Raw genomic sequence first — 18,442 nt, forward strand, 5'->3', positions numbered from 1 at the left:
ATCTTTTGAATGCGGTAGCGGACGGCGGCGGCAGAGGCCCCGCCTTCGCCATCGGCATCCCCGGCAAGGGCGGTGCTGAAGAACCGCTTGAGCCCCATCGTACCCTGCGGTGTGACCATCAGGATGCCGGTTGTCACGCGGCTGACGGTGCTTTCATGCACGCCAATCGCTTGGGCCACATCGGCCAGCGTCATGGGCGCGATCTGGGCCGGGCCATGCTCGAGGAACGCCGCCTGACGGCGCACGATCTCGGCCCCCACGGCAAGGGCGGTCTGGTTGCGATGCTCGACCGCGCGGCGCAGCCAGCGGGCGACGCCAAGGCGTTCACCGACATATTCACGGGCGCGCTTGTCTTGTGTGGCAACTGCGGCGCTCTCTTCGTCCACCAGAACGGCGGGCAGGGTCGACCGGTTGAGTTCTACCTTCCAGCCCGATGCGCCACGGGTGACGATCAGATCGGGTTCGCGCTCGATCAGGTTGGCCACGTGGAAATCGGCGCCGGGTTTGGGATTGAGGCTGCGGAGCTGTTTCAGCGTGGTGCGCAGGTCGTCCATGGTGCAGGCGCAGACCCGCGCCAGCCCGGTCAGATCGGCCGCCGCAAGGCGCGGCAGGTTGTCGAGCACGGCGCGAAAGAGCGGGGTCATGAGACCCTGATCCTCGGCCTGAAGCGCCAGACATTCGGCAAGGGTGCGGGCAAAGAGGCCAGCAGGCTCGACCGCCTGCACCGCATGCAGCATATGTTCGGCCTCGGCCATGTCGAGGGCGCAGGCAAAGGCGATCTCTTCCAGGGGTTCGCCCAACCAGCCGTTTTCGTCGAGCGCTTCGAGAAAGCGATCCGCGATGGCGCGCTCCTGCGGTGCATGGAACATCAGGTCGAACTGGGCCGCGACATGGGCATAGAGCGAGAGAGGATGATCGGCGATGCGGCCTGTGGCATCATCGGCATCGCCGCCCTTGCCGCCGGAATATGGCAGGCTGGGCAGCGCGCGCTCTGAGCGGGCCACTTCGATAAACGGGTTCTCTTCGGCTTCCTGCTCGATATAGCGTTGCAGGTCGGTGTTCGACAGTTGCAGCAGGGCAATCGCCTGTTGCATGTGTCCGGTCATCACAAGGCCCTGTGTCTGGGCAGCGCGCTGAGAAATTTGCAGGTTCATCGTTTTTTCTCCAATCTCGTGCTTAAATACCTATCCGCCCTGCCGTTAGACTGAAGACTCGGAATTCGACGCTTTGGGCGCTGTCGATCCGATGACGAAAAAATCCCCTAAGCCCCTTTGATTGAATTGAAAAAACCCCAACGATACCGTTGGGGTTCTTTCGATACTGTCGAGATTTCGACGTTTACCGGAGCAGCGAGAGCATGCCCTGAGCCGACTGGTTGGCCTGTGCGAGCATCGCGGTGCTGGCCTGCGACAGAATCTGCGAGCGTGCCATCTCGGACGATTCCTTGGCAAAGTCGGCATCCATGACCCCCGAACGTGCGGCCTGAACGTTGACCGTGATGTTGGTCAGGTTCGAGATCGTGCTGTCGAGACGGTTGGACACGGCACCGAGGTCGGAACGGGCTTGGCTGACCTTTTGCAGGGCAACGTCGATCACCTTGAGCGCGCTTGCGGCACCTTCCTGGGTCGTCAGGTCGATTTCCGCCACGGAGCTGAGTTCCGAGGTGTTGGCCGCGGCCTCGAAGAACACTTCGCCAGCGGTGACGACATCGGTGCCGACCGAGAATTGCTTGGTCGAGCTCAGTTCCACCTGACCGCTGACGGCCACGTCGTTATCCGTGTCATCGAGCGTTGCGGTGTGGGTGCCCGCGGTGGCCCCAGAGGCGGTGCCATCGGCGTTCTGGGCCGTCACGTCCATTGTCGAGGTGCCGGTGCCGGTGGTGAAATCCGAGATCAGGATGTCGGCGCCAGTGGCGTCGGTCAGTTTGATCGTGGAATTGTCATCCCCCATGGTCGCGGTCACGCCGGTCCGGCCGGACTGGTTGTTGATCGCGGTGGCAACGCCGCGCAGGTCGGACGTGTCAGAGATGGCGACGGTGCCGATGTTCACGCCGTTCACGTCGAAGGTGACGGTGTCAGCGGCAGAGAAGCCCGACAGTTCGAGGTTGGTCGTGGCCGAAGCGGTCACACCGGTCGAGGCGCTGACGTCATTGACAGCGGCGGCCATTTCCTTGGCCGACTGGCCAGCGGTTGTGGTCATTTCGGCGCTGCCGGCAAAGCCGGTGATGTTGATGGTCGTGGCGGCGGCGATGCCGGTGTCGGTCGTGCCAGCGCCCGCGGCCAACGAGACGTTCGAGCTCATGGTATGAGCACCGATATCAGTGGCGGCGGCGCTGTCCACGCTGATGTTGAGGACCTGGCCCGAGTCTGCACCGATCTGGAACTGCTTGCCAGCGAAGGAGCCGTCAAGGATCTTCATGCCGTTGAAGGTCGTGTCCTTGGCGACGCGGTTGATCTCGGTCACGAGCTGCTTGGCTTCGGCCCCGAGGTTCGAGCGGTCAGAGGCGGTGTTGGTATCGTTCGACGACTGGACGGCCAGTTCGCGCAGACGCTGGAGCATGTTCGAAACTTCGACATGCGCGCCTTCGGTGGTGTCCAGCAGGTTCTTGCCGTCGGTGGCGTTGCGGACCGCCTGATTGAGGCCGGTGATCTGCGAAGTCATCTTTTCCGCGATGGCCATGCCGGCCGCGTCGTCCTTGGCGGCGTTGATGCGCAGGCCAGACGACAGGCGGCTCATGGCCGCGTTCATGTCGTCGTTAACGCGAGTCATGTTCGCCTGGGCGGTGATCGCGCTCATGTTGGTATTGATCGTGGTCATTTTCAGTCTCCTGAGTTGGCTGTTACGTTTGCCGGCGCTTGATGGCTGTTGGCTGCCCAGCGCTTGACAAGAGGAACGGCGGTGCCCGAAAATGTTTAGGGTATTTTGCAAAAATCGTTTCAAGTGTTTGAAAATAAATGAATTAATACTTTACCGCTGACCCCTCTCCGGCTTGGTATGGTTCTTGCCCCTTCCTTTGCGAGACCGGGCAAGGTGCCGGGTGCCACGCTTGTTCAGGGAGTCCCGTCAATGGATATCGCTTCGCTCATCGGTTTGATCGGTGCGCTGGGAATGGTGGTCGGCTCGATGCTGGCTGCGGGCGGTCTGGGACCGTTCATCGACGTGGCCTCGATCCTGATCGTGTTCGGCGGCACGTTCTTTGCCGTCATGTACAAATGCACCATGCCGGTGTTCCTGCGCAGTTTTGGCGCGGTGGGTAAGGCGTTCATGCCCAAGGCCCCGAGCAGGGAAGAGCTGATCGGCAAGATGGTCGAGTTGTCGGATGTGGCGCGCAAGAGCGGGCTCATGGCGCTGGAAAATCAGGAAGTGCCGGACAAGTTTTTTTCCAAGGGATTGCAGATGCTGGTGGATGGCGCGGACGAAGCGAAGCTGGTCAAGCAACTCTCGGACGAGATCAAGGCCATGAAGGTGCGCCACGGCGAGGTGCATGAGGCGCTGCGCGGCTGGATCGACATTGCCCCTGCCATGGGCATGATCGGCACGCTCATTGGTCTGGTGCAGATGCTGGGCAACATGGCCGACCCCAAGGCCATCGGCCCTGCGATGGCGGTGGCGCTCTTGACCACGCTTTACGGGGCCTTCATCGCCAATGTGATGGTGGGCCCGGTCCTGTCCAAACTGGAAGGTTACACCGCGAGCGAAGCCGCGTATCGGGATATGGTCGTGGCGGGCCTGCGCAACATCGCCAAGGGCGAATCCGGGCGCAATGTGCAAGAACAGATGGTCGCGGTGTTGCCACCCAAGCTGCAAATCAAGCTGCTGGCGGCCTGAGTAAGGGGCTCTGAGACATGGCGCGCAAACCCATCCCCCTGCCGGTGCCGATTGAGGCCCCAGAGGAAGAATGTCCGAAATGCCCGCCCAAGGGGGCGCCGGCGTGGATGGCGACCTTTGCCGATATTGCGACGCTGTTGATGGCGTTCTTCGTGCTGATCCTGTCCTTTGCCGAGTTCAACCAACCCAAATTCAAGATGATCGCAGGGTCGCTCAGCATGGCCTTTGGGGTGCAGCGGGAGGTTCCCGTGATGGAACAGCCCAAGGGCACGACGATCCTTGATCTGTCCTTTAGCCCCTCGCCCGAGATGTCCGTCACCGAACAGATGACGCAAGACACAACCGAGACCGAACAGCCCGAAGTCGAGCGCCCCGTGACCGAAGAAGAGGGCAAAGGCGCCGCCGAGGGGGAGGGCGCCGATGCGCCCGGCCAATCCGAGGCGCGCGAAATGGCCGAGGCTTTGCAAGAGGCGTTGCAATCCGGTCAAGTCAAGGTCGAGACCCGTGATGGCGAGGTGGTGATGAGCTTTGACGCCCCCGATGCCCAGAGCCTGCCGGGCCAGTTGACCGAAGCCGCAGAGGCCCTGCAACAGGCCGCAGAGGCGACCGGGCAATCCACATCGGATGTGATGATGCAGGGGCTGGCGGATAATGTGCAGTCAATGGCCGAGGCGATGCAGGCCGATGCCGAGGCCGACACCCAAGCCGGGCAATCCGCGCAGAACGCGGCGATTGCCGATGGGCAATTGCGCGTCGCCTTGCAGCAGGAAATCGGCGAAGGGTTGGTTTCGGTCGAGCAGCGCGACGACAAGGTGATCATCACCGTGGGCGAAGGCGGGGCCTTTCCTTCGGGCGGGGCGGACCTGACCGATGAGGCGCGCGATGTGATGGCGCGTCTGGCCTTTGCGGCCATGGGCGAGGCCAGCGAGATTGTCGTGACCGGGCACACCGATGCGGTGCCGCTGGGCGGCGCGTCGCCCTATCGTGACAACTGGGGGCTGGCGGCGGCGCGGGCGTCGTCGGTGGTGCGCGAATTGTCGGGGTCTGGGCTGATCGAGCCCGAGCGCCTGACCGCGACCAGCCGGGGCGAATCCCAGCCGGTGGCCGATAACGAGAGTGCAGAGGGCCGCGCGCTCAACCGTCGGATCGAAATCGAGATCACCTATTGAGGCGTCGGGGCTAACAGCCCGGCGTCACGCGCCGTTGTCAGGGGCGAAGAGGGCTTATCATGGAAAACGAGATTCTGACCGCGCTCAATCGCGGTGGCACCGGCATCAATATCGCGGAATTGGCCGACTCGCTCACGCAGGCCGAAATCGCGCCCCGGCGGGCGCTGATCGCCGAGCGCATTGACAAGGCCGAAGTGCGCCTCTCGGGCTATGACCGCCTGCGCGGACAGGCCGAGCAGATGGGCGATGCGCTGGACCTCATGCGCGGCCTCTCGTCCCGCAGTCTGAGCAGCGACAACAGCGCCGTGTCCGTCACTGTCAGCGATCCGGGCGCGGTGGACCTGCAAAGCGCGCGCATCGGCGTGTCGCAACTGGCGCAGTCGCAGGTTCTGAGCTTTGTCGGCTTCTCCGAGGCCGAGGCCGAGATTGGCGCGGGCGCGCTGACGGTGGCCTTTGGCAACTGGTCCGACGATGTCCCGCCGGTGTTCAGCGCCGGGGCGCGGACGGCGCAGACCATCACCTTTCAACCCGGCAGCAGCCTTGCCGACATGGCCGAGGCGCTGAGCAGCATCGACGGGCTGTCGGCGCGGGTGATCGACCTCGGTGATGGCACCTTTTCGCTGGGCGTCATCTCGGAAACCGGATCGCAGAACGCGCTGCGTCTCAGCGTGGCGGCGGATGCCGATCCGCGCATGGCCCAATTCGACATCAGCACTGATCCCGGCACCGTGCAGGTGCAGGGCGCGCAGGATGCCAAGCTCAGCCTCAACGGCATTGCCGTGACCCGGTCGAGCAACCAGATCGACGATCTCTTGCCGGGTGTGACGCTCAACATCACGGGGCAGACCCTGAGCGATGCCAACCTCTCGGGGCGCGCCAATGTCGAGGGCGCGCTGGAGGTCATGCAGAGCTTTGTCGATATCATCAACGCCACGCAGGGCCTTGTGAAGTCCCTGACCGCGCGCGGCTTTGGCGAAGGCGGCGTGGCGGGCGATCTGGCGGGCGACAGTCTGGCCGATGGCGTGCTGCGTGGCATGCAATCCGTGCTCTCGCGCGGGTTTGGGGTAAAGGGGATACATCTGTCGGATATCGGTATCCGCACCGAACGCGACGGGAGCCTCGCGCTTGACGCGGACCGCTTTTCCGCGGCGCTGACGGCCAATCCGGGGCTGCTCGATCCGCTGATCCGTGACGATCTGCTGGGCAAGGATGTGCAGATCAGCGGAACGCCGGGCACCGCCGCCACGGCGGGGCGCTATGCGCTGACGCGCGATGCCGCGACGGGCGAGGCCACGCTGGCAGGTGTGACGCTGTTCGGCTCTCAGCAGGAGAATGGTGACTGGACCTACCGCGTGCCTTCGGGGCCGATGCGCGGTCTGACGCTGACGGTCGGGGCCGGGACCGAGCAGGCCGAGATCAATTTCCAACCCAGCATGGTCAGCAACCTGCAATCCTTTTTGTCGGGCGTTCTGGCCGATGGCAATGCGCTGGCGCAGCGCGAGGATGCGCTGGGCAAGTCGATTGCCACCGAGACCACCGCGCTCGAGGTGCTAAGCGGGCGGTCCGAAGAGGTGCGCTCGCGCTATCTGAGCCAGTTCACGCAGATGGAATTGATCGTGACGCAGCTCAACTCGACCGGCGATTACCTGACCAATCTGGTGGATGGGTGGAATGCGGATCGGTGATCCGCAGAGCTGTGCTGCGTTCCACGCGGCGGCAGGAATGAAAGGCGCGCGGCATGGCTGAGTGGCATGTGGTCTATCAGGTGTTTGGCGGCGCGCCTCTTGCGGCGGGCCCGGTCTGTGTGCGTGCGGCGGTTCTGCGCGATGATCTGGGAGAGTTGCGCGAAGGCGCGCTGTCGGTGGATGGCGTCGTGCTGGCTGTGGGCGCGCGCGTGACGCTGCGCGGGGCAGTTTGCACCGTGCTGGGATCTGGCCATATCCAGCCGGGGATGCCCCTGCTCGACGTGATCGAGACCGAGGGCGAGGCCCGTGATCTGATCCTCTTGCAGCAGGAGGACAGCGGCGAGATGCTCTATGTCTATCCCCAAGGCGCGCCCCATGCGCCGGGGATGGTGGCGCTGATTGTCGATCTGGCCCCCCTTGGCTATCGCCTCGATGCAGGCTGCCCGCTGGGGCTGGTTGCGGGCACCGAAATCCTGACCCCCACCGGGGCGCGCAAGGTGCAGACGCTGGTCGCGGGCGACCGGGTGCTGGATGCCTCGGGCGCCGAGCGGGTGGTGATCTGGGCGGGTGTGGCCGAGGTCGATCTTGATCCGCATACCTCGAATTCCGTGGCCCCTGTGCGCTTTGAAGTGGGGGCGCTGGGTGCGGGGCATCCCATGCGCCCGCTCAAACTGTCGCCGTTGCAGCATCTGCCGTTGCCAGAGCCGGGGGCGGGTGAGGCGCTCTGCCTTGGTCCTGCGCTGGGGTTTGTCGGCCTGCCGGGGGTGCGCATGGCGCATCTGACCGGGCGGCTGGCCTATCATCATCTGTTGCTCGACCGGCACGCGCTGATCCTTGCCAATGGTGCTGCGGTCGAGAGCCTCTATCCCTGTCCTGAAATCATCGCACGGCTTGCGCCGGAGCGGCGCGTCGAGGTGCATGCGGCGCTGGCGGCGGCGGGTCACGCCGGGCGGACCTATCCGTCACTGGCTGAGACCCTCGGCGTGTGGCAGACCCGCCGCGCGCTGGCACTCTGGCCCGAGGCTATCCCCGAGCCCGAAATTCGCCTCGCAGGCTGAGAGGCGCGCGCGCCCCGCGGCGGATCACTCTGCCGCAGTGTGGTGCAGCCGCGCCTGCATCAGGTCCCGCAACTGCCCGATGGCGGCCTTCTTGATCTGCGAGACACGCCCGGTGGTCACATCGAGGATGGCCGCGATTTCATAGACGTTGAGTTCTTCGACATAATAGAGCTGCAGCACCAGTGCCGAGCGTTCGGGCAGGTCTTCGAGTGCGCTTTGCAGCAGCGCCTTGAGCTGGATATGTTCGACCTCATCCTCGGGGGTGGAGCCGTGATCGCTGAAGAGCAGCGAGTGATCGGTATAGACCTCGTCGAGCGATTGAAGCTGATTGGTTTGAAAGCGGTTTTCCCAGTCCTGGAATTCCTCGGTCGAGAGGTCGAGCGATTTGGCCAGTTCCGGCACTTCGGGCTCGCGCCCCAGCTTTTGCGACAGCTTGCGGCGGGTGGCCTCGATTTTCTGCCGCATGGTGATCGAGTTGCGGCAGAGGTTCGAATTGCGGCGCAGGTGGTCGATGATCGAGCCACGAATACGGATCGCCGCATAGGCCGCAAAGCTGACCCCGTCACAGACCGAATAGCGCTGCGAGGCGTCGATCAGCCCCAGATAGCCCGCCTGAAGCAGGTCGTCGATCTCGATGAAGCGGCCCACGCGGCCGTGAAAGTGCCAAGCCAGCCGTTGCACCAGCGGCATGTGCTGTTCGACCAGACGGGCCGGGTTAGGCTGTTGTTCGGCATAGGCTTGGGGGGCGATCATGACCGGGACTCCGCATCGGGGCCGTGGTGGCGAAAAAGCATGGGCTGACCCGTTGGGTCGGCGGGCGCGGGGTCTGTCGCCTCGGCGGCCTCGTCCTCGATCACGCGCAGGCCATCGACCAGCCGGTCGTTGGATGCGGTCCAGAGGGGCACGAAACCCGCAGCGCGCAGCGTCTCTTGGTCTGTTATCCCCTCGGGCATGTCCTCGGCCTCGGGTAGGATCGCAGAGACCGTGTGCTCGGCCCAACGGCGGTGCAGGGCGTCGATCCGCGCGGGGCGCAGGCCGCCGGGCACGACCAGCGCGGCGCGCGCCTCGGGCAGCGCGAGCGCGGCGCGGGCCAAGGCCGGGCCGTCGCTGCCCCGCCCCGAGATCACGACGATCTGGACGGTGCCGGGGACAGGCGCGGCGAGGGTGTCGGGGGTGTGAAACAGGGTTGTCATACCCAGCAGATGCGATTTCTGTGCCAAGAAGGCCCCGTCGCCATGCGATCCGGTGCCACAAAAGCAGAATTCCACCCGGCTGCCCGGATTACGGCCTAGACGCAGCAGCGCCAGTTGCAAGGCGACCTGCGATTTGCCTGCGCCGACCGGTCCCAAAAGGACGATCCGGGCGGCCGAAAGCAGGCGATCACGCAGGATCAGCGGATCGGGCAGGGCCGGGGCGGGGGCCAGTGTGGGGGCCGGAGGCTCTGGCGTTTGAGAGGTTTCGGGCTCGGCTCTTTGGGGGGCAGGCGCGGGCGTGGTGGCCTTGGCCTCGCCCAGCATCCGGTCAAAGGGTTTTGGCGCCTGGGCGCTCAGGAAACTGGGCAGGCGCGCGGCGGGTGCCGGCGCCGCAGGGGCGGGCGGTGTGATCGGGTCAATCGGATCATCAATCACCACATCAACGCGCTGAGGCGTGGGGACCGCCCGCAGGCGCGGCGCGGGCCGCGCGATGCTCTCGGGCTCGTCATCGCTGGCGACGATCACCACCTGCCCGTCGATCAGGTCATTGGACAGGATCAGGGCATCCGGCCCAAGGCGGCGTTGCACCAGTTCCAGAGCGGTTACGCTGTCACGGGCGCGAAAGGTCATCGTGCTCATCGGTCACATCCTCATTTGGACGGTTTGGGCGGTGTGGGTCTGGCTCCGCCGATAGAGGCCGCAATTTCGACGCGGCGGTTGTCGGGCAGTTCGGAGACGGCCATGACGATGGCATCGACGCCATGCGTGCGCAGGAAGGCGGCAAAGGCGCGGCGCAGCGCGGCAGAAACCACCACGACCGCCTGACGGCCCTGACCGGCCAGCGATTCCTGAGCCTCGTTCAATTGCCCGAGAATCTGGCGCGTCAGCCCCTGTTCCACGATCAGCCCGGCGGTGTCGTGCTGCGAGCGGGTCAGCAGGTCTTCGAGATCGGGGGCGAGCGTGATGAGATGCAGGCTTTCCTTGAGCGGAGCGATCTGTTGCAGGAGTTGAGGGGCAAGGGCGGGGCGCAGCGCCTCGGCCATGTCCTGCGGCTCGGAGATGCGGGCGGACATGCCAGCCAGGTCTTCGAGAATGCGCGGCAGGTCGGCAATCGGCATGCGTTCGCGCAAGAGCGCACGCAAAACGGCGGTCAGCACATGCAGCGGCACCAATTTGGGGACCACGGATTCCACCAATGTGGGGGCGGAGCGTTCGAGATTGTCCAAGAGCCCCTGCACGTCATCCGCGCCCAAGAGGTCGGCGGCATGGGCATAGAGCATCTGGCTGAGATGGGTGGCGACCACAGAGGCGGGTTCGACCACAACGTAATCATCCGCCTCGGCCTCGGTCTGTTGATGGGGCTGAATCCACACGGCATCCATGCCAAAGGACGGGTCCTTGACCTCGATCCCGCGCAGTTTGCGGGTGGTGCCGCCGCCGGGCAGCGCCAGCTTGCGGTCAGGATAGGCCGCGTCCTCGGCCACGATGGCCTGACGGATGCGGATGCGGTAGGCGTTGGCGGGCAGGCCCATGTCGTCGCGGATGCGCACGCCGGGGATGACAAAGCCCATCGCGGTCGAGACCTCACGCCGGATGCCGGTGATGCGCGACACAAGCGCGCCGCCTGCGCCCTCTTCGATGAGGGGAATGAGGCCAAAGCCGATTTGGATGGTGATGGGCGCGTAATCGGTGACATCCTCGGCGGTGATGGCGCCGCTGGTGTCGGGGCGCGCGCCCGGCTGACCGTTGCTCGCGCCGCTGGGGGCGGGCAGGGCAGCGCGGCGCGGCGGCTGGCCGGGGGCCGCTGGGGCGGCGGTCTCGCCGGGGGCAAGCTGATTGCGGGTGGCCCAGGCCACTCCGCCAGAGGCGAGGGCCGCCACGATAAAGAGCAGGTTGGGCATGCCCGGAATGAGGCCCATGATGGCCATGACCGCCGCCACCGGCAGCCACGCCCGGTGCATACCAATCTGGCTGCCGATATGGCCGGTCATGTCCTTGGCGGAGGCCACGCGCGTCACGATCACGGCCGTGGCGATGGAGAGCAGGAGCGAGGGGATTTGCGCCACAAGGCCATCGCCGATGGACAAGAGCACATAGGTTTCCGCCGCTTGGCCCAGCGAGAGCCCGTGTTGCGCGGTGCCAATCACGATGCCGCCCAGAATATTGGCGGCGAGGATCAGGATACCGGCGATGGCGTCGCCCTTGACGAATTTCGAGGCACCATCCATGGCACCGTAGAAATCCGCCTCTTCGCCCACTTCGGCGCGGCGGGCGCGGGCCTGTTCGGGGGTGAGAATCCCGGCGTTGAGATCGGCGTCGATGGCCATCTGCTTGCCCGGCATGGCATCAAGGGTAAAGCGGGCCGAGACCTCGGATACGCGACCGGCACCCTTGGTGATGACCATGAGGTTGATGATCACGAGGATCACAAAGACCACCAGACCCACGGCGAAATTGCCCGCGATCACGAAATTGCCAAAGGCTTCGATCACCTTGCCTGCCGCGCCGCTGCCCTCGTGTCCCGAGGTCAGCACGATCCGGGTCGAGGCCACGTTGAGCGCGAGGCGGAACACGGTGGCAATCAGCAGCACCGAGGGAAAGGACGAGAAATCCAGCGGCCGGTAGCTGTAGAGCGCGACCATCAGCACCAGAAGCGACAGGAGGATGTTGAACACAAAGAAGATGTCGAGCAGCATCAGAGGCAGCGGCAGCACCATCATCGCCACAACGGCAAGGATGCCCACAGGCAGCAGGCCAGCCCCGAGTTGTGGGCGGTAAGAGGCACGGCTCAGCGCGGCCATCGGGTATCCCTTGTGTTGCGTCGCATCAGGGGAATGGGTGCAAATCGCGTGCCAATTTTGCGGACTTGGCGCGGGGGACAGAGGAGGGCCGGGGGTGGCACGGCCTTTGCAGGTCTGGCGCTGAAAACCGCGCCTGTCCGGCCCCGTCAAAAGAGGTTCCCATGTTCTCCAGATTGCTTCGTCCTCTCCTTCTGCCGCTGGCATTGATGCCGCTTGGCGCCTGCATGTCGTCCGGTCGGGCGGTGGATGCCCTGCCGCCCGATGCCAGCCCTCGAACCGAGGCGGTGGCCCAGCTCCGGGACGATCTGTCGGGCTTGCCCGTGCCTGCGGCGGCGCAGGCACCCGACGTGGTGCAATTCACCGGGCTTGGCCTGTCGCAGGTTTCAACCCAGCCGGGGGCCTCGATCAACGAGCGTCGCCTGATGGCGATCCGCGCCGCGCGACTCGAGGCGATCCGCGATCTGACCGAGCAAATCCACGGCATCCGCATCAATTCTGAGAGCACGCTGCACGATCAGGTGCTGCGCAGCGATACGGTGCGCGCGGTGGTGGCAGGTGAAATCCGAGGCGCGCGCACGCTGCGGATCACGCCCAAGGGCGAGGATTCCTTTGAGGTCGTGTTGGCGCTCGATCCCGATACGGTCCGCTACATCCTGCGCGCCGTGCGGCAGCGGGGCTAGGCCATGTGGGGGCATGTTTTCAGACCGCAATTCTGGTTTCTGGTCCTCTTGAGCAGCCTCTTTTGCGCAGCGGCCGGGGCCAAGGAAACAACGCTCTGGGTCGAGGCAGAGGGGCGGGCCTATGTTGCCTCTGCCGCCGATCAGGACGCCGCACGCCGCCGCGCGATTGGTGAGGCGCTGGTGTCGGCGGCGCTGTCGGGCGGGGCGTCCTTGCGCGGGCATACCGCAATGGACAAAGGGCGGATCACCGCCGATCTGACCATCCTGCGTCCCACGGGGCGTATTCTGACCCATCGAATTCTCTCCGCCCAGTTGCAGGACGGGCAATGGCTGGTGCGGGTGGCCGCCGAGGTCGGGCCGATGCCGGTGGGGGCCTGCGCGTCGCGCCGGCGGATGACGGTCAGCGCCACACCGCCGCAAATTCGCGTGGCCCCCGAGGCGTCGGCCTGGGCCGAGCCGCTGGCGCAGGGGCTGGCGCGTGATCTGATGGACCTGCTGCGCGCCCATCCCGACACAGATCTTGAACGTATCGCGCCGGTCTCCGCCACGCCTGTGGCGGCGGCGCTGGATTACACCGCCCTCACCCGTGGGCAATCCCTGCCCGCGCCGGGCGATCACCGCATGAGCCATAGTATCACCGTGGACCGGCAGGGCAAGGCGCTGCGCCTGACGCTCGATCTGTCCATGACCGGTCAGGATGGCAGCACCGTCACGCGCCGATTTCAGCGCGAGGCGGTGGTGCCGCGTGGCGGGGTTGTGGGCTATGTCGCAGGCCAGAGCCGAAGCCGCGCCGAGGCGGATCTGACCGCAGGCCTCTTGCAAGAGGTGCGCGCCATGCTCGACGGTCTGGCCTGTCAACCCGCCGAGGCGCGTCTGGCGCTGGGCGCGGATGGGCTGAGCGTGCCCTTGGGGCGGCGGCACGGGTTGACGCGGGCAAGCCTTGCCTTTGTCGATGATCCCAATGACGGGTTTGGCCTTTTGGAAGTGATCAATCTCGACAATCGCCACACCATGTTGCGCCCGCTTGATCCCACGCGCGCCCCGGCAAGTTTCAATGGGTTGCGGGTCTATTTCGTCGAGGCGGGGCTGTGATCCGGGGCGGTATTGCCCTGTTTCTGGCCTGTCTCTTGCCGCTCAATGCTGTGGCGCTCGATGGGCAAGTGGTGCAGGCGCGGATCGCGCAGGCGCTGAGCGACGCAGGGCAGGGTGGTGCGCCGGTGGTGTCGGCCAGTCGCCCCTATCCGCCCTGTGCGGACCCTCTCGAGGTGGCCCCGCATCAGGGCGGGTGGCAAGCGGTGCAAGTGACCTGCGCCGGGCCGGGCGGCTGGAGCCGGGTGATCCGCATCGAAGGCGGCACCGCCGCGCCGCGCCTGCCGGGCGTGCCCGAGGATCAGCCGCAACGCCCGGCGCTGGTGCTGGCCGAGAGCCTGCCGCGTGGCACGGTCCTTGAGGCCGGGCATCTGCGCGAGGCCCCGATTGGTGCACGGGCGCGCGGCGATCTGGTGGTGTCGTTAGACAGCGCCATCGGTCGCCGTCTCAAGAGCAATCTTGGGGCCGGTCAGCCGCTCTTGGCGCGGCATCTGGAGCACGACTGGCACGTGGCGGAAGGTGGGCCGGTGACGATTGCCACCGATCTGGGCGGCATCCGGATCGAGGCGGCGGGCGTCGCGCTTGAACCCGGCCAGATGGGTCAGGATATCCGCGTGACCAACGCGGGCAGCGGCGAAGTGGTGCATGTTACCGTGACGGGCCGCAACAAAGTGACGGTGCGTCCTAACATTCGGTGAGCACCTGCCGTTTTTCACTCCAAGAACAGCGCAACAATGGCGCCTCACCGGAGAGATCAGATGGTCGATTCAGTCAATTCTTCCCACGCCGCGCGACCGCGGCTTATGCCGGTCTCGACCGAAGGTGCTGCGGGCGGTGCCAGTGGTGCCAAGGCCCACAAGCCTGTGAGTTCGGTCGATTCCGTCAAGCTCAGCTCCTCGGCCTCGGTCGGGGTGATCGAAAAGATGGTCGATCAAGGTCCGCCCTTTGACGCCGCGCGCGTCTCGCGGATCAAGGACGCTGTCGCCAACGGCAACTATCCGGTGGATGCCAAGCGCATCGCGGACAGTATTTTTCAAGACTACAGCGCAATGACGCGCTGAGACGAGGCAGAGCATGACTTACTTTGAAATTACCCTCTACGCGCTCGCGGTGCTTTGCATGATTGCCCTGCCGCTGATCCTCGCGGTGTCGATCCGGATGGCCCGTATGCTGGCGCATCTGAGCGGCCGGATGTTTCACATGAGCGAAAGCGAAATGGACCATATCGCGCGCCGTCTGGGCCACAAGCTGGGTCTGAGCGACGAGGCCTCGCTGATGAGCATCGCCGACCGCATGGACGAAATGCGCCGCGATTTTGATTGGCTGGTCAGTGACCGGATGATCGAACAGGCGATCGACATGGCCCGCTTTGGCCAAAAGCCCGACAGCATCGCCCGCAACACCGGCATCAGCGCGTCGGAACTCGAAGCGATCCGCAAGCTGCGCAAGCACTGACGCGGCGCATATACTCAATATCAAACGCCCCGGCCCAATCGCCGGGGCGTTTTCGTTTCCGGGATCAGCCCGCCAACCCGTCGAATTTGCGCGCGAGTTTCACGTCAAGGCTGCTGAGGCCATCGACGTCATGCGTGGTCAGCGTGACCTCGACCTTGGAGTAGACGTTGAACCATTCCGGGTGGTGGTTCCATTTTTCGGCCCAGATCGCGGCGCGGGTCATAAAGCCCATGGCCTCGGGAAAATCGGCGAATTTATAGGTCTTGGTGATGGCGTCGCGCCCCTCGACCATGGCCCAGCCGTTCTCCAGCAGCGGGGCCAGCGTGGTCTTGCGGGCAGTGTCGCTGAGTTTTTCGGTCATTCGTGATCCTCCTCTGACGTCTTGCGAAACGGCCCATAGCTGGTGAGGATGGTGATATCCTCGTCAACGGCGGCGCGTTCGGCCTTGAGATACTGCGCCACCGCCTCGGCAAAGCCCGGATCGCGCAGCCAATGCAGCGAATGCGTGGGCACCGGCAGATAGCCGCGCGCCAGCTTGTGTTCGCCCTGCGCGCCAGCCTCTACCCTTTGCAACCCTTGGGCAATCGCAAACTCGATCGCCCGGTAATAGCAGAGTTCGAAATGGAGGCAGGGGTGATCCTCGATACAGCCCCAATACCGGCCATAAAGCGCCGATGCGCCGATCAGGTTCATGGCCCCCGCCACGGGCCGCCCCCCCTTCAGTGCGAGGATAAGGAGGATGTCATCGCGCAGGGTCTCATGCGCGCGGGTGAAAAACGCACGGGTGAGATAGGGCGTGCCCCATTTGCGCGCGCCGGTGTCCTGATAAAAGGCCCAGACCGCATCCCAATGCTCGGGCTGGATCTGATTGCCGGTGAGGGTGACAATCTCGCCGCCGAAATCCGCTGCGCGGGCGCGTTCCTTGCGGATCGCCTTGCGCTTGCGCGATGACAGATCGGCCAGGAAGCCATCAAAATCGGCATAGCCGCGATTGACCCAGTGATATTGCTGGGTGCGCCGGGGCATGAGGCCAAGGGCGGCCCCCGCCTCGGCTTCTTCCTCGGTGCAAAAGGTGATGTGGAGCGACGAGAGCCCATTGCGCAGCGCCACGTCGCGCGCGCCCTCTATGAGCGCCTCCCGCCCCACCGCCTCGAACCCCGGACGGGTCAGCAGACGGCGGCCTGTGGCGGGGGTAAAGGGCACAGCGATCTGGAATTTCGGGTAATAGCGCCCGCCCGCCCGCTCATAGGCATGTGCCCAGTTGTGATCAAAGATGTACTCGCCCTGAGAATGGGATTTGAGGTAGAGCGGGGCCACGGCGATGATCTGGCCACCCTGTTCTGCGCTCAGGTAATGCGGTTGCCAGCCGCTGCCGGTGCCGACCGAGCGGCTCTCCTCCAGCGCCTTGAGAAAACGGAAGGTGGTGAAGGGATCGTCGGGGCGGCCCGTCGCAGTCTCGGTGCAGGCGCAGGCATCCCAATCGGCCTGCCCGATGTCGGACAGGCGGTCATGCAGGGTGATGGTGATCTGACCTTGCGTCATCGGCGCTGACGGCCCCTTTTGCCCCGGCGGTGTACTTGGGTCGCGCGGCGTGCGGATCAAGCCGGGTGATCGGGTAAATAGCCCTCGAAGGTGATATTGTCGGCGCGTTTGCGGGCCTCGGCCTCGGCCTCTCGGCTGCGCACGGTCCAGCAGAGGATCGCGGCCCCTTGGGCGCGCAAGGCGTCAAGGCGGGGGGCGTTCAGATCGTCGATGTCATGGCTGACAAAGCAGGCACCGGTCGCGTCATAATCGGGAATGTCGCGCAGGCGCGCGCGGGTCTCGGCGCGCAAGAGCGGCCAATCCTCGGGCGTGTAGGCGCAGGTGACGATGCCGCGTGGCGTAGCGGGGGCGAGTTTGGCCATCTGCGCCACCATATCCGGGTTGAAGGACATGATCGCCACGGGGCCCGCATAGCCCGCAAGGGCGGCGGCGGCGGCGGCCTCGAGCGTGCCGCAGCTTGCGCCCATTTGCCCCTGCTGATCCTTGAGTTCGATCAAGAGCGGCACACGGCCTGCGACAAGGGTCAGGATCGCGGGCAGGTCGGGTATCCCCTCATCGCCCCCCAAGAGCGGGATCTGCGCGAGGTCTGCGGCATCGCGTTGCCGCACCGCGCCCTTTTCCGGGGTGAGGCGACCGAGGTCATAGTCGTGAAACACCATCGCGCGGTTGTCGCGGCTGAGTTGCAGGTCAATCTCGATCCCGTAGCCCGCTGCGATGGCCGCCGCGATGCCCGCGCGCGAATTTTCGGGGCGGCCTGCGGTCACGTCATGCAGGCCCCGATGGGCAAGGGGGATGCGGCGAAAGCCGTCGGGCAGCGTGCTCATTTGATCTGGAACACCCCGTCGATTTCCACCGCCACGCCAAAGGGCAGCGAGGGGGCGGATACGGCGGCGCGGGCGTGTTTGCCGGTGTCGCCCAAGGCTTCGCCAAGGAAATCCGACGCGCCGTTGATCACGGCGGGTTGCTGGGTAAAATCGGCGGTGGAGTTGACAAACCCGGTCAGTTTAACCACCCGCACCAGCCGGTCGAGATCACCGCCACAGGCCGCCTTGACCTGCGCCAGAAGGGCAATCGCGCAGGCGCGCGCCGCCTTGGCCCCGTCTGCCACGTCGAGATCGGCACCAAGTTTGCCGGTCAAGAGCGTGTCGCCCTCCTTGGCAATCTGGCCCGAGACAAAGAGCATGTCACCGGCCAGCACATAGGGCACGTAATTGGCCGCGGGGGCGGGGGCCTCGGGCAGGGTCACGCCCATTTCGGCAAGCTTTTTCTCGAACTGGCTCATGTCTCGGTCTCCTGTCGGTATGCTTTGGCGGGACGCTAACCGCAGAGCAAGGGGAAGGAAATCGGAAATTCGACATGGGAGCGGCGAATTGCGCCCAAAGAAAAACCCCCGCCGGTCAAGGCGAGGGTTTGTTGTGATCTGGCCTGCGTCTTAGCCCAGCGACGCCGCGCGCACATCCTCGTCGATGAAGGGGACATATTGCGCGAAATTGTCGGCGAACATCTGCACCAGCTTGGCCGCCTGTGCATCATAGGCGGCGGGATCGGGCCAGGTGCGGCGGGGATCAAGCAGCACCTCGGCCACGCCGGGCACGGCCACGGGCACGTCAAAGCCGAAATTCGGGTCCTTGCGGAACTCGACCTCGTTCAACGATCCATCAAGGGCGGCGGTCAAGAGCGCGCGCGTGGCCTTGATCGGCATCCGCGATCCGGTGCCGAACGCGCCGCCGGTCCAGCCGGTATTGACCAGCCAGCAGGTTGCGCCATGCTTGGCGATCTTTTCACGCAAGAGGCTGCCGTACACTTCGGGGCGGCGCGGCATGAAGGGGGCACCAAAACAGGTGGAGAACACCGGCTGCGGCTCGGTAATGCCGCGCTCGGTGCCCGCCATTTTGGAGGTGAAGCCCGACAGGAAGTGATACATCGCCTGCGCCGGGGTCAG

The 18,442-nt window shown here is 65.2% G+C and carries 19 protein-coding genes; 9 read left to right on the forward strand and 10 right to left on the reverse strand.

What is annotated here, in order from left to right; all coding sequences use genetic code 11:
* Both rpoN and KBT70_RS15010 read right to left on the reverse strand, forming a co-directional pair.
* On the reverse strand, positions 1 to 1,106 hold a 1,106-nt coding region (gene rpoN / locus KBT70_RS15005; RefSeq protein WP_296635521.1), incomplete at its 3' end, for an RNA polymerase factor sigma-54.
* A 232-nt stretch (positions 1,107 to 1,338) separates the two neighbouring features.
* Positions 1,339 to 2,817 carry a flagellin gene (locus KBT70_RS15010; RefSeq protein WP_296635524.1) on the reverse strand — a complete coding sequence of 493 codons (1,479 nt, stop codon included), beginning with the start codon at positions 2,815 to 2,817 and terminating at the stop codon, positions 1,339 to 1,341.
* Between the two features lie 249 nt (positions 2,818 to 3,066).
* On the opposite strand from KBT70_RS15010, the gene KBT70_RS15015 reads away from it, so the two are divergent.
* Genes KBT70_RS15015 through KBT70_RS15030 form a run of 4 tightly spaced genes read left to right on the forward strand, consistent with a single transcriptional unit; the run spans position 3,067 to position 7,740 of the window.
* Entirely contained in the window at positions 3,067 to 3,828 is a 762-nt protein-coding gene (locus tag KBT70_RS15015; RefSeq protein ID WP_296635526.1) for a MotA/TolQ/ExbB proton channel family protein, read from the forward strand.
* Between the two features lie 17 nt (positions 3,829 to 3,845).
* Positions 3,846 to 4,997 carry a flagellar motor protein MotB gene (locus tag KBT70_RS15020; RefSeq protein ID WP_296635529.1) on the forward strand — a complete coding sequence of 384 codons (1,152 nt, stop codon included), beginning with the start codon at positions 3,846 to 3,848 and terminating at the stop codon, positions 4,995 to 4,997.
* Between the two features lie 59 nt (positions 4,998 to 5,056).
* Positions 5,057 to 6,682, forward strand: coding sequence for a flagellar filament capping protein FliD (gene fliD, locus KBT70_RS15025; RefSeq protein WP_296635534.1), 1,626 nt, complete (start codon positions 5,057 to 5,059; stop codon positions 6,680 to 6,682).
* A 53-nt stretch (positions 6,683 to 6,735) separates the two neighbouring features.
* Positions 6,736 to 7,740, forward strand: coding sequence for a Hint domain-containing protein (locus KBT70_RS15030; protein WP_296635538.1), 1,005 nt, complete (start codon positions 6,736 to 6,738; stop codon positions 7,738 to 7,740).
* 24 nt (positions 7,741 to 7,764) lie between these two features.
* Here the strand turns inward: KBT70_RS15030 and KBT70_RS15035 are convergent, their stop codons facing one another.
* From KBT70_RS15035 to flhA, 3 genes are read right to left on the reverse strand one after another with little or no spacing between them, the layout of a single operon-like run.
* A complete protein-coding gene (locus KBT70_RS15035) occupies positions 7,765 to 8,493 on the reverse strand; it encodes a FliA/WhiG family RNA polymerase sigma factor (protein ID WP_296635543.1) in 729 nt (242 codons plus the stop codon).
* The gene (locus tag KBT70_RS15040; RefSeq protein ID WP_296635547.1) at positions 8,490 to 9,572 is read right to left on the reverse strand and encodes a hypothetical protein; all 1,083 of its coding nucleotides are present in this window, start codon (positions 9,570 to 9,572) and stop codon (positions 8,490 to 8,492) included. The genes KBT70_RS15035 and KBT70_RS15040 overlap by 4 nt, the downstream gene beginning before the upstream one ends.
* A gap of 11 nt (positions 9,573 to 9,583) precedes the next feature.
* A complete protein-coding gene (gene flhA, locus KBT70_RS15045) occupies positions 9,584 to 11,734 on the reverse strand; it encodes a flagellar biosynthesis protein FlhA (protein ID WP_296635551.1) in 2,151 nt (716 codons plus the stop codon).
* Positions 11,735 to 11,895: 161 nt separating this feature from the next.
* On the opposite strand from flhA, the gene KBT70_RS15050 reads away from it, so the two are divergent.
* Genes KBT70_RS15050 through KBT70_RS15070 form a run of 5 tightly spaced genes read left to right on the forward strand, consistent with a single transcriptional unit; the run spans position 11,896 to position 14,958 of the window.
* Positions 11,896 to 12,414 (forward strand): LPP20 family lipoprotein, encoded by a 519-nt coding sequence (locus tag KBT70_RS15050; RefSeq protein ID WP_296635555.1) that lies wholly within the window; start codon positions 11,896 to 11,898, stop codon positions 12,412 to 12,414.
* A 3-nt stretch (positions 12,415 to 12,417) separates the two neighbouring features.
* Positions 12,418 to 13,506, forward strand: a complete 1,089-nt coding sequence (locus KBT70_RS15055; protein ID WP_296635559.1) for a flagellar assembly protein T N-terminal domain-containing protein — start codon at positions 12,418 to 12,420, stop codon at positions 13,504 to 13,506.
* Positions 13,503 to 14,201, forward strand: coding sequence for a flagellar basal body P-ring formation chaperone FlgA (gene flgA, locus KBT70_RS15060; protein ID WP_296635564.1), 699 nt, complete (start codon positions 13,503 to 13,505; stop codon positions 14,199 to 14,201). The genes KBT70_RS15055 and flgA overlap by 4 nt, the downstream gene beginning before the upstream one ends.
* Before the next feature lie 60 nt (positions 14,202 to 14,261).
* A complete protein-coding gene (flgM, locus tag KBT70_RS15065) occupies positions 14,262 to 14,564 on the forward strand; it encodes a flagellar biosynthesis anti-sigma factor FlgM (protein WP_296635568.1) in 303 nt (100 codons plus the stop codon).
* A 13-nt stretch (positions 14,565 to 14,577) separates the two neighbouring features.
* Positions 14,578 to 14,958: a hypothetical protein gene (locus tag KBT70_RS15070; RefSeq protein WP_296635572.1), complete on the forward strand. Its 381-nt coding sequence runs from the start codon at positions 14,578 to 14,580 to the stop codon at positions 14,956 to 14,958.
* 64 nt (positions 14,959 to 15,022) lie between these two features.
* Here KBT70_RS15070 and KBT70_RS15075 read toward each other — a convergent pair whose 3' ends face one another.
* The 5 genes from KBT70_RS15075 to KBT70_RS15095 all read right to left on the reverse strand — a co-directional run.
* Positions 15,023 to 15,319 (reverse strand): 4a-hydroxytetrahydrobiopterin dehydratase, encoded by a 297-nt coding sequence (locus tag KBT70_RS15075; RefSeq protein ID WP_296635578.1) that lies wholly within the window; start codon positions 15,317 to 15,319, stop codon positions 15,023 to 15,025.
* Positions 15,316 to 16,500 carry a GNAT family N-acetyltransferase gene (locus KBT70_RS15080; RefSeq protein WP_296635582.1) on the reverse strand — a complete coding sequence of 395 codons (1,185 nt, stop codon included), beginning with the start codon at positions 16,498 to 16,500 and terminating at the stop codon, positions 15,316 to 15,318. The genes KBT70_RS15075 and KBT70_RS15080 overlap by 4 nt, the downstream gene beginning before the upstream one ends.
* A gap of 56 nt (positions 16,501 to 16,556) precedes the next feature.
* Positions 16,557 to 17,324 carry a glycerophosphodiester phosphodiesterase family protein gene (locus KBT70_RS15085; protein ID WP_296635586.1) on the reverse strand — a complete coding sequence of 256 codons (768 nt, stop codon included), beginning with the start codon at positions 17,322 to 17,324 and terminating at the stop codon, positions 16,557 to 16,559.
* Positions 17,321 to 17,782, reverse strand: a complete 462-nt coding sequence (locus KBT70_RS15090; protein WP_296635591.1) for a RidA family protein — start codon at positions 17,780 to 17,782, stop codon at positions 17,321 to 17,323. Before KBT70_RS15090 ends, KBT70_RS15085 begins: the two co-directional genes overlap by 4 nt.
* 150 nt (positions 17,783 to 17,932) lie before the next feature.
* Positions 17,933 to 18,442: phosphoenolpyruvate carboxykinase (ATP) (locus KBT70_RS15095; protein WP_296635595.1), on the reverse strand; the 510-nt coding region annotated here is incomplete at its 5' end.

Source organism: Roseovarius sp. (assembly GCF_018066915.1).
GTDB lineage: Bacteria > Pseudomonadota > Alphaproteobacteria > Rhodobacterales > Rhodobacteraceae > Roseovarius.

Excerpts from the sequence above, each read along its gene's own strand:
- KBT70_RS15085 (WP_296635586.1), bottom strand. The coding sequence starts at position 17,324 with ATGAGCACGCTGCCCGACGGCTTTCGCCGCATCCCCCTTGCCCATCGG.
- KBT70_RS15050 (WP_296635555.1), top strand. The coding sequence starts at position 11,896 with ATGTTCTCCAGATTGCTTCGTCCTCTCCTTCTGCCGCTGGCATTGATG.
- KBT70_RS15070 (WP_296635572.1), top strand. The coding sequence starts at position 14,578 with ATGACTTACTTTGAAATTACCCTCTACGCGCTCGCGGTGCTTTGCATG.
- KBT70_RS15030 (WP_296635538.1), top strand. The coding sequence starts at position 6,736 with ATGGCTGAGTGGCATGTGGTCTATCAGGTGTTTGGCGGCGCGCCTCTT.
- flgM (WP_296635568.1), top strand. The coding sequence starts at position 14,262 with ATGGTCGATTCAGTCAATTCTTCCCACGCCGCGCGACCGCGGCTTATG.
- KBT70_RS15035 (WP_296635543.1), bottom strand. The coding sequence starts at position 8,493 with ATGATCGCCCCCCAAGCCTATGCCGAACAACAGCCTAACCCGGCCCGT.
- fliD (WP_296635534.1), top strand. The coding sequence starts at position 5,057 with ATGGAAAACGAGATTCTGACCGCGCTCAATCGCGGTGGCACCGGCATC.
- KBT70_RS15020 (WP_296635529.1), top strand. The coding sequence starts at position 3,846 with ATGGCGCGCAAACCCATCCCCCTGCCGGTGCCGATTGAGGCCCCAGAG.
- KBT70_RS15040 (WP_296635547.1), bottom strand. The coding sequence starts at position 9,572 with ATGAGCACGATGACCTTTCGCGCCCGTGACAGCGTAACCGCTCTGGAA.
- KBT70_RS15055 (WP_296635559.1), top strand. The coding sequence starts at position 12,418 with ATGTGGGGGCATGTTTTCAGACCGCAATTCTGGTTTCTGGTCCTCTTG.
- KBT70_RS15090 (WP_296635591.1), bottom strand. The coding sequence starts at position 17,782 with ATGAGCCAGTTCGAGAAAAAGCTTGCCGAAATGGGCGTGACCCTGCCC.
- KBT70_RS15080 (WP_296635582.1), bottom strand. The coding sequence starts at position 16,500 with ATGACGCAAGGTCAGATCACCATCACCCTGCATGACCGCCTGTCCGAC.
- KBT70_RS15015 (WP_296635526.1), top strand. The coding sequence starts at position 3,067 with ATGGATATCGCTTCGCTCATCGGTTTGATCGGTGCGCTGGGAATGGTG.
- KBT70_RS15075 (WP_296635578.1), bottom strand. The coding sequence starts at position 15,319 with ATGACCGAAAAACTCAGCGACACTGCCCGCAAGACCACGCTGGCCCCG.
- KBT70_RS15010 (WP_296635524.1), bottom strand. The coding sequence starts at position 2,817 with ATGACCACGATCAATACCAACATGAGCGCGATCACCGCCCAGGCGAAC.
- flhA (WP_296635551.1), bottom strand. The coding sequence starts at position 11,734 with ATGGCCGCGCTGAGCCGTGCCTCTTACCGCCCACAACTCGGGGCTGGC.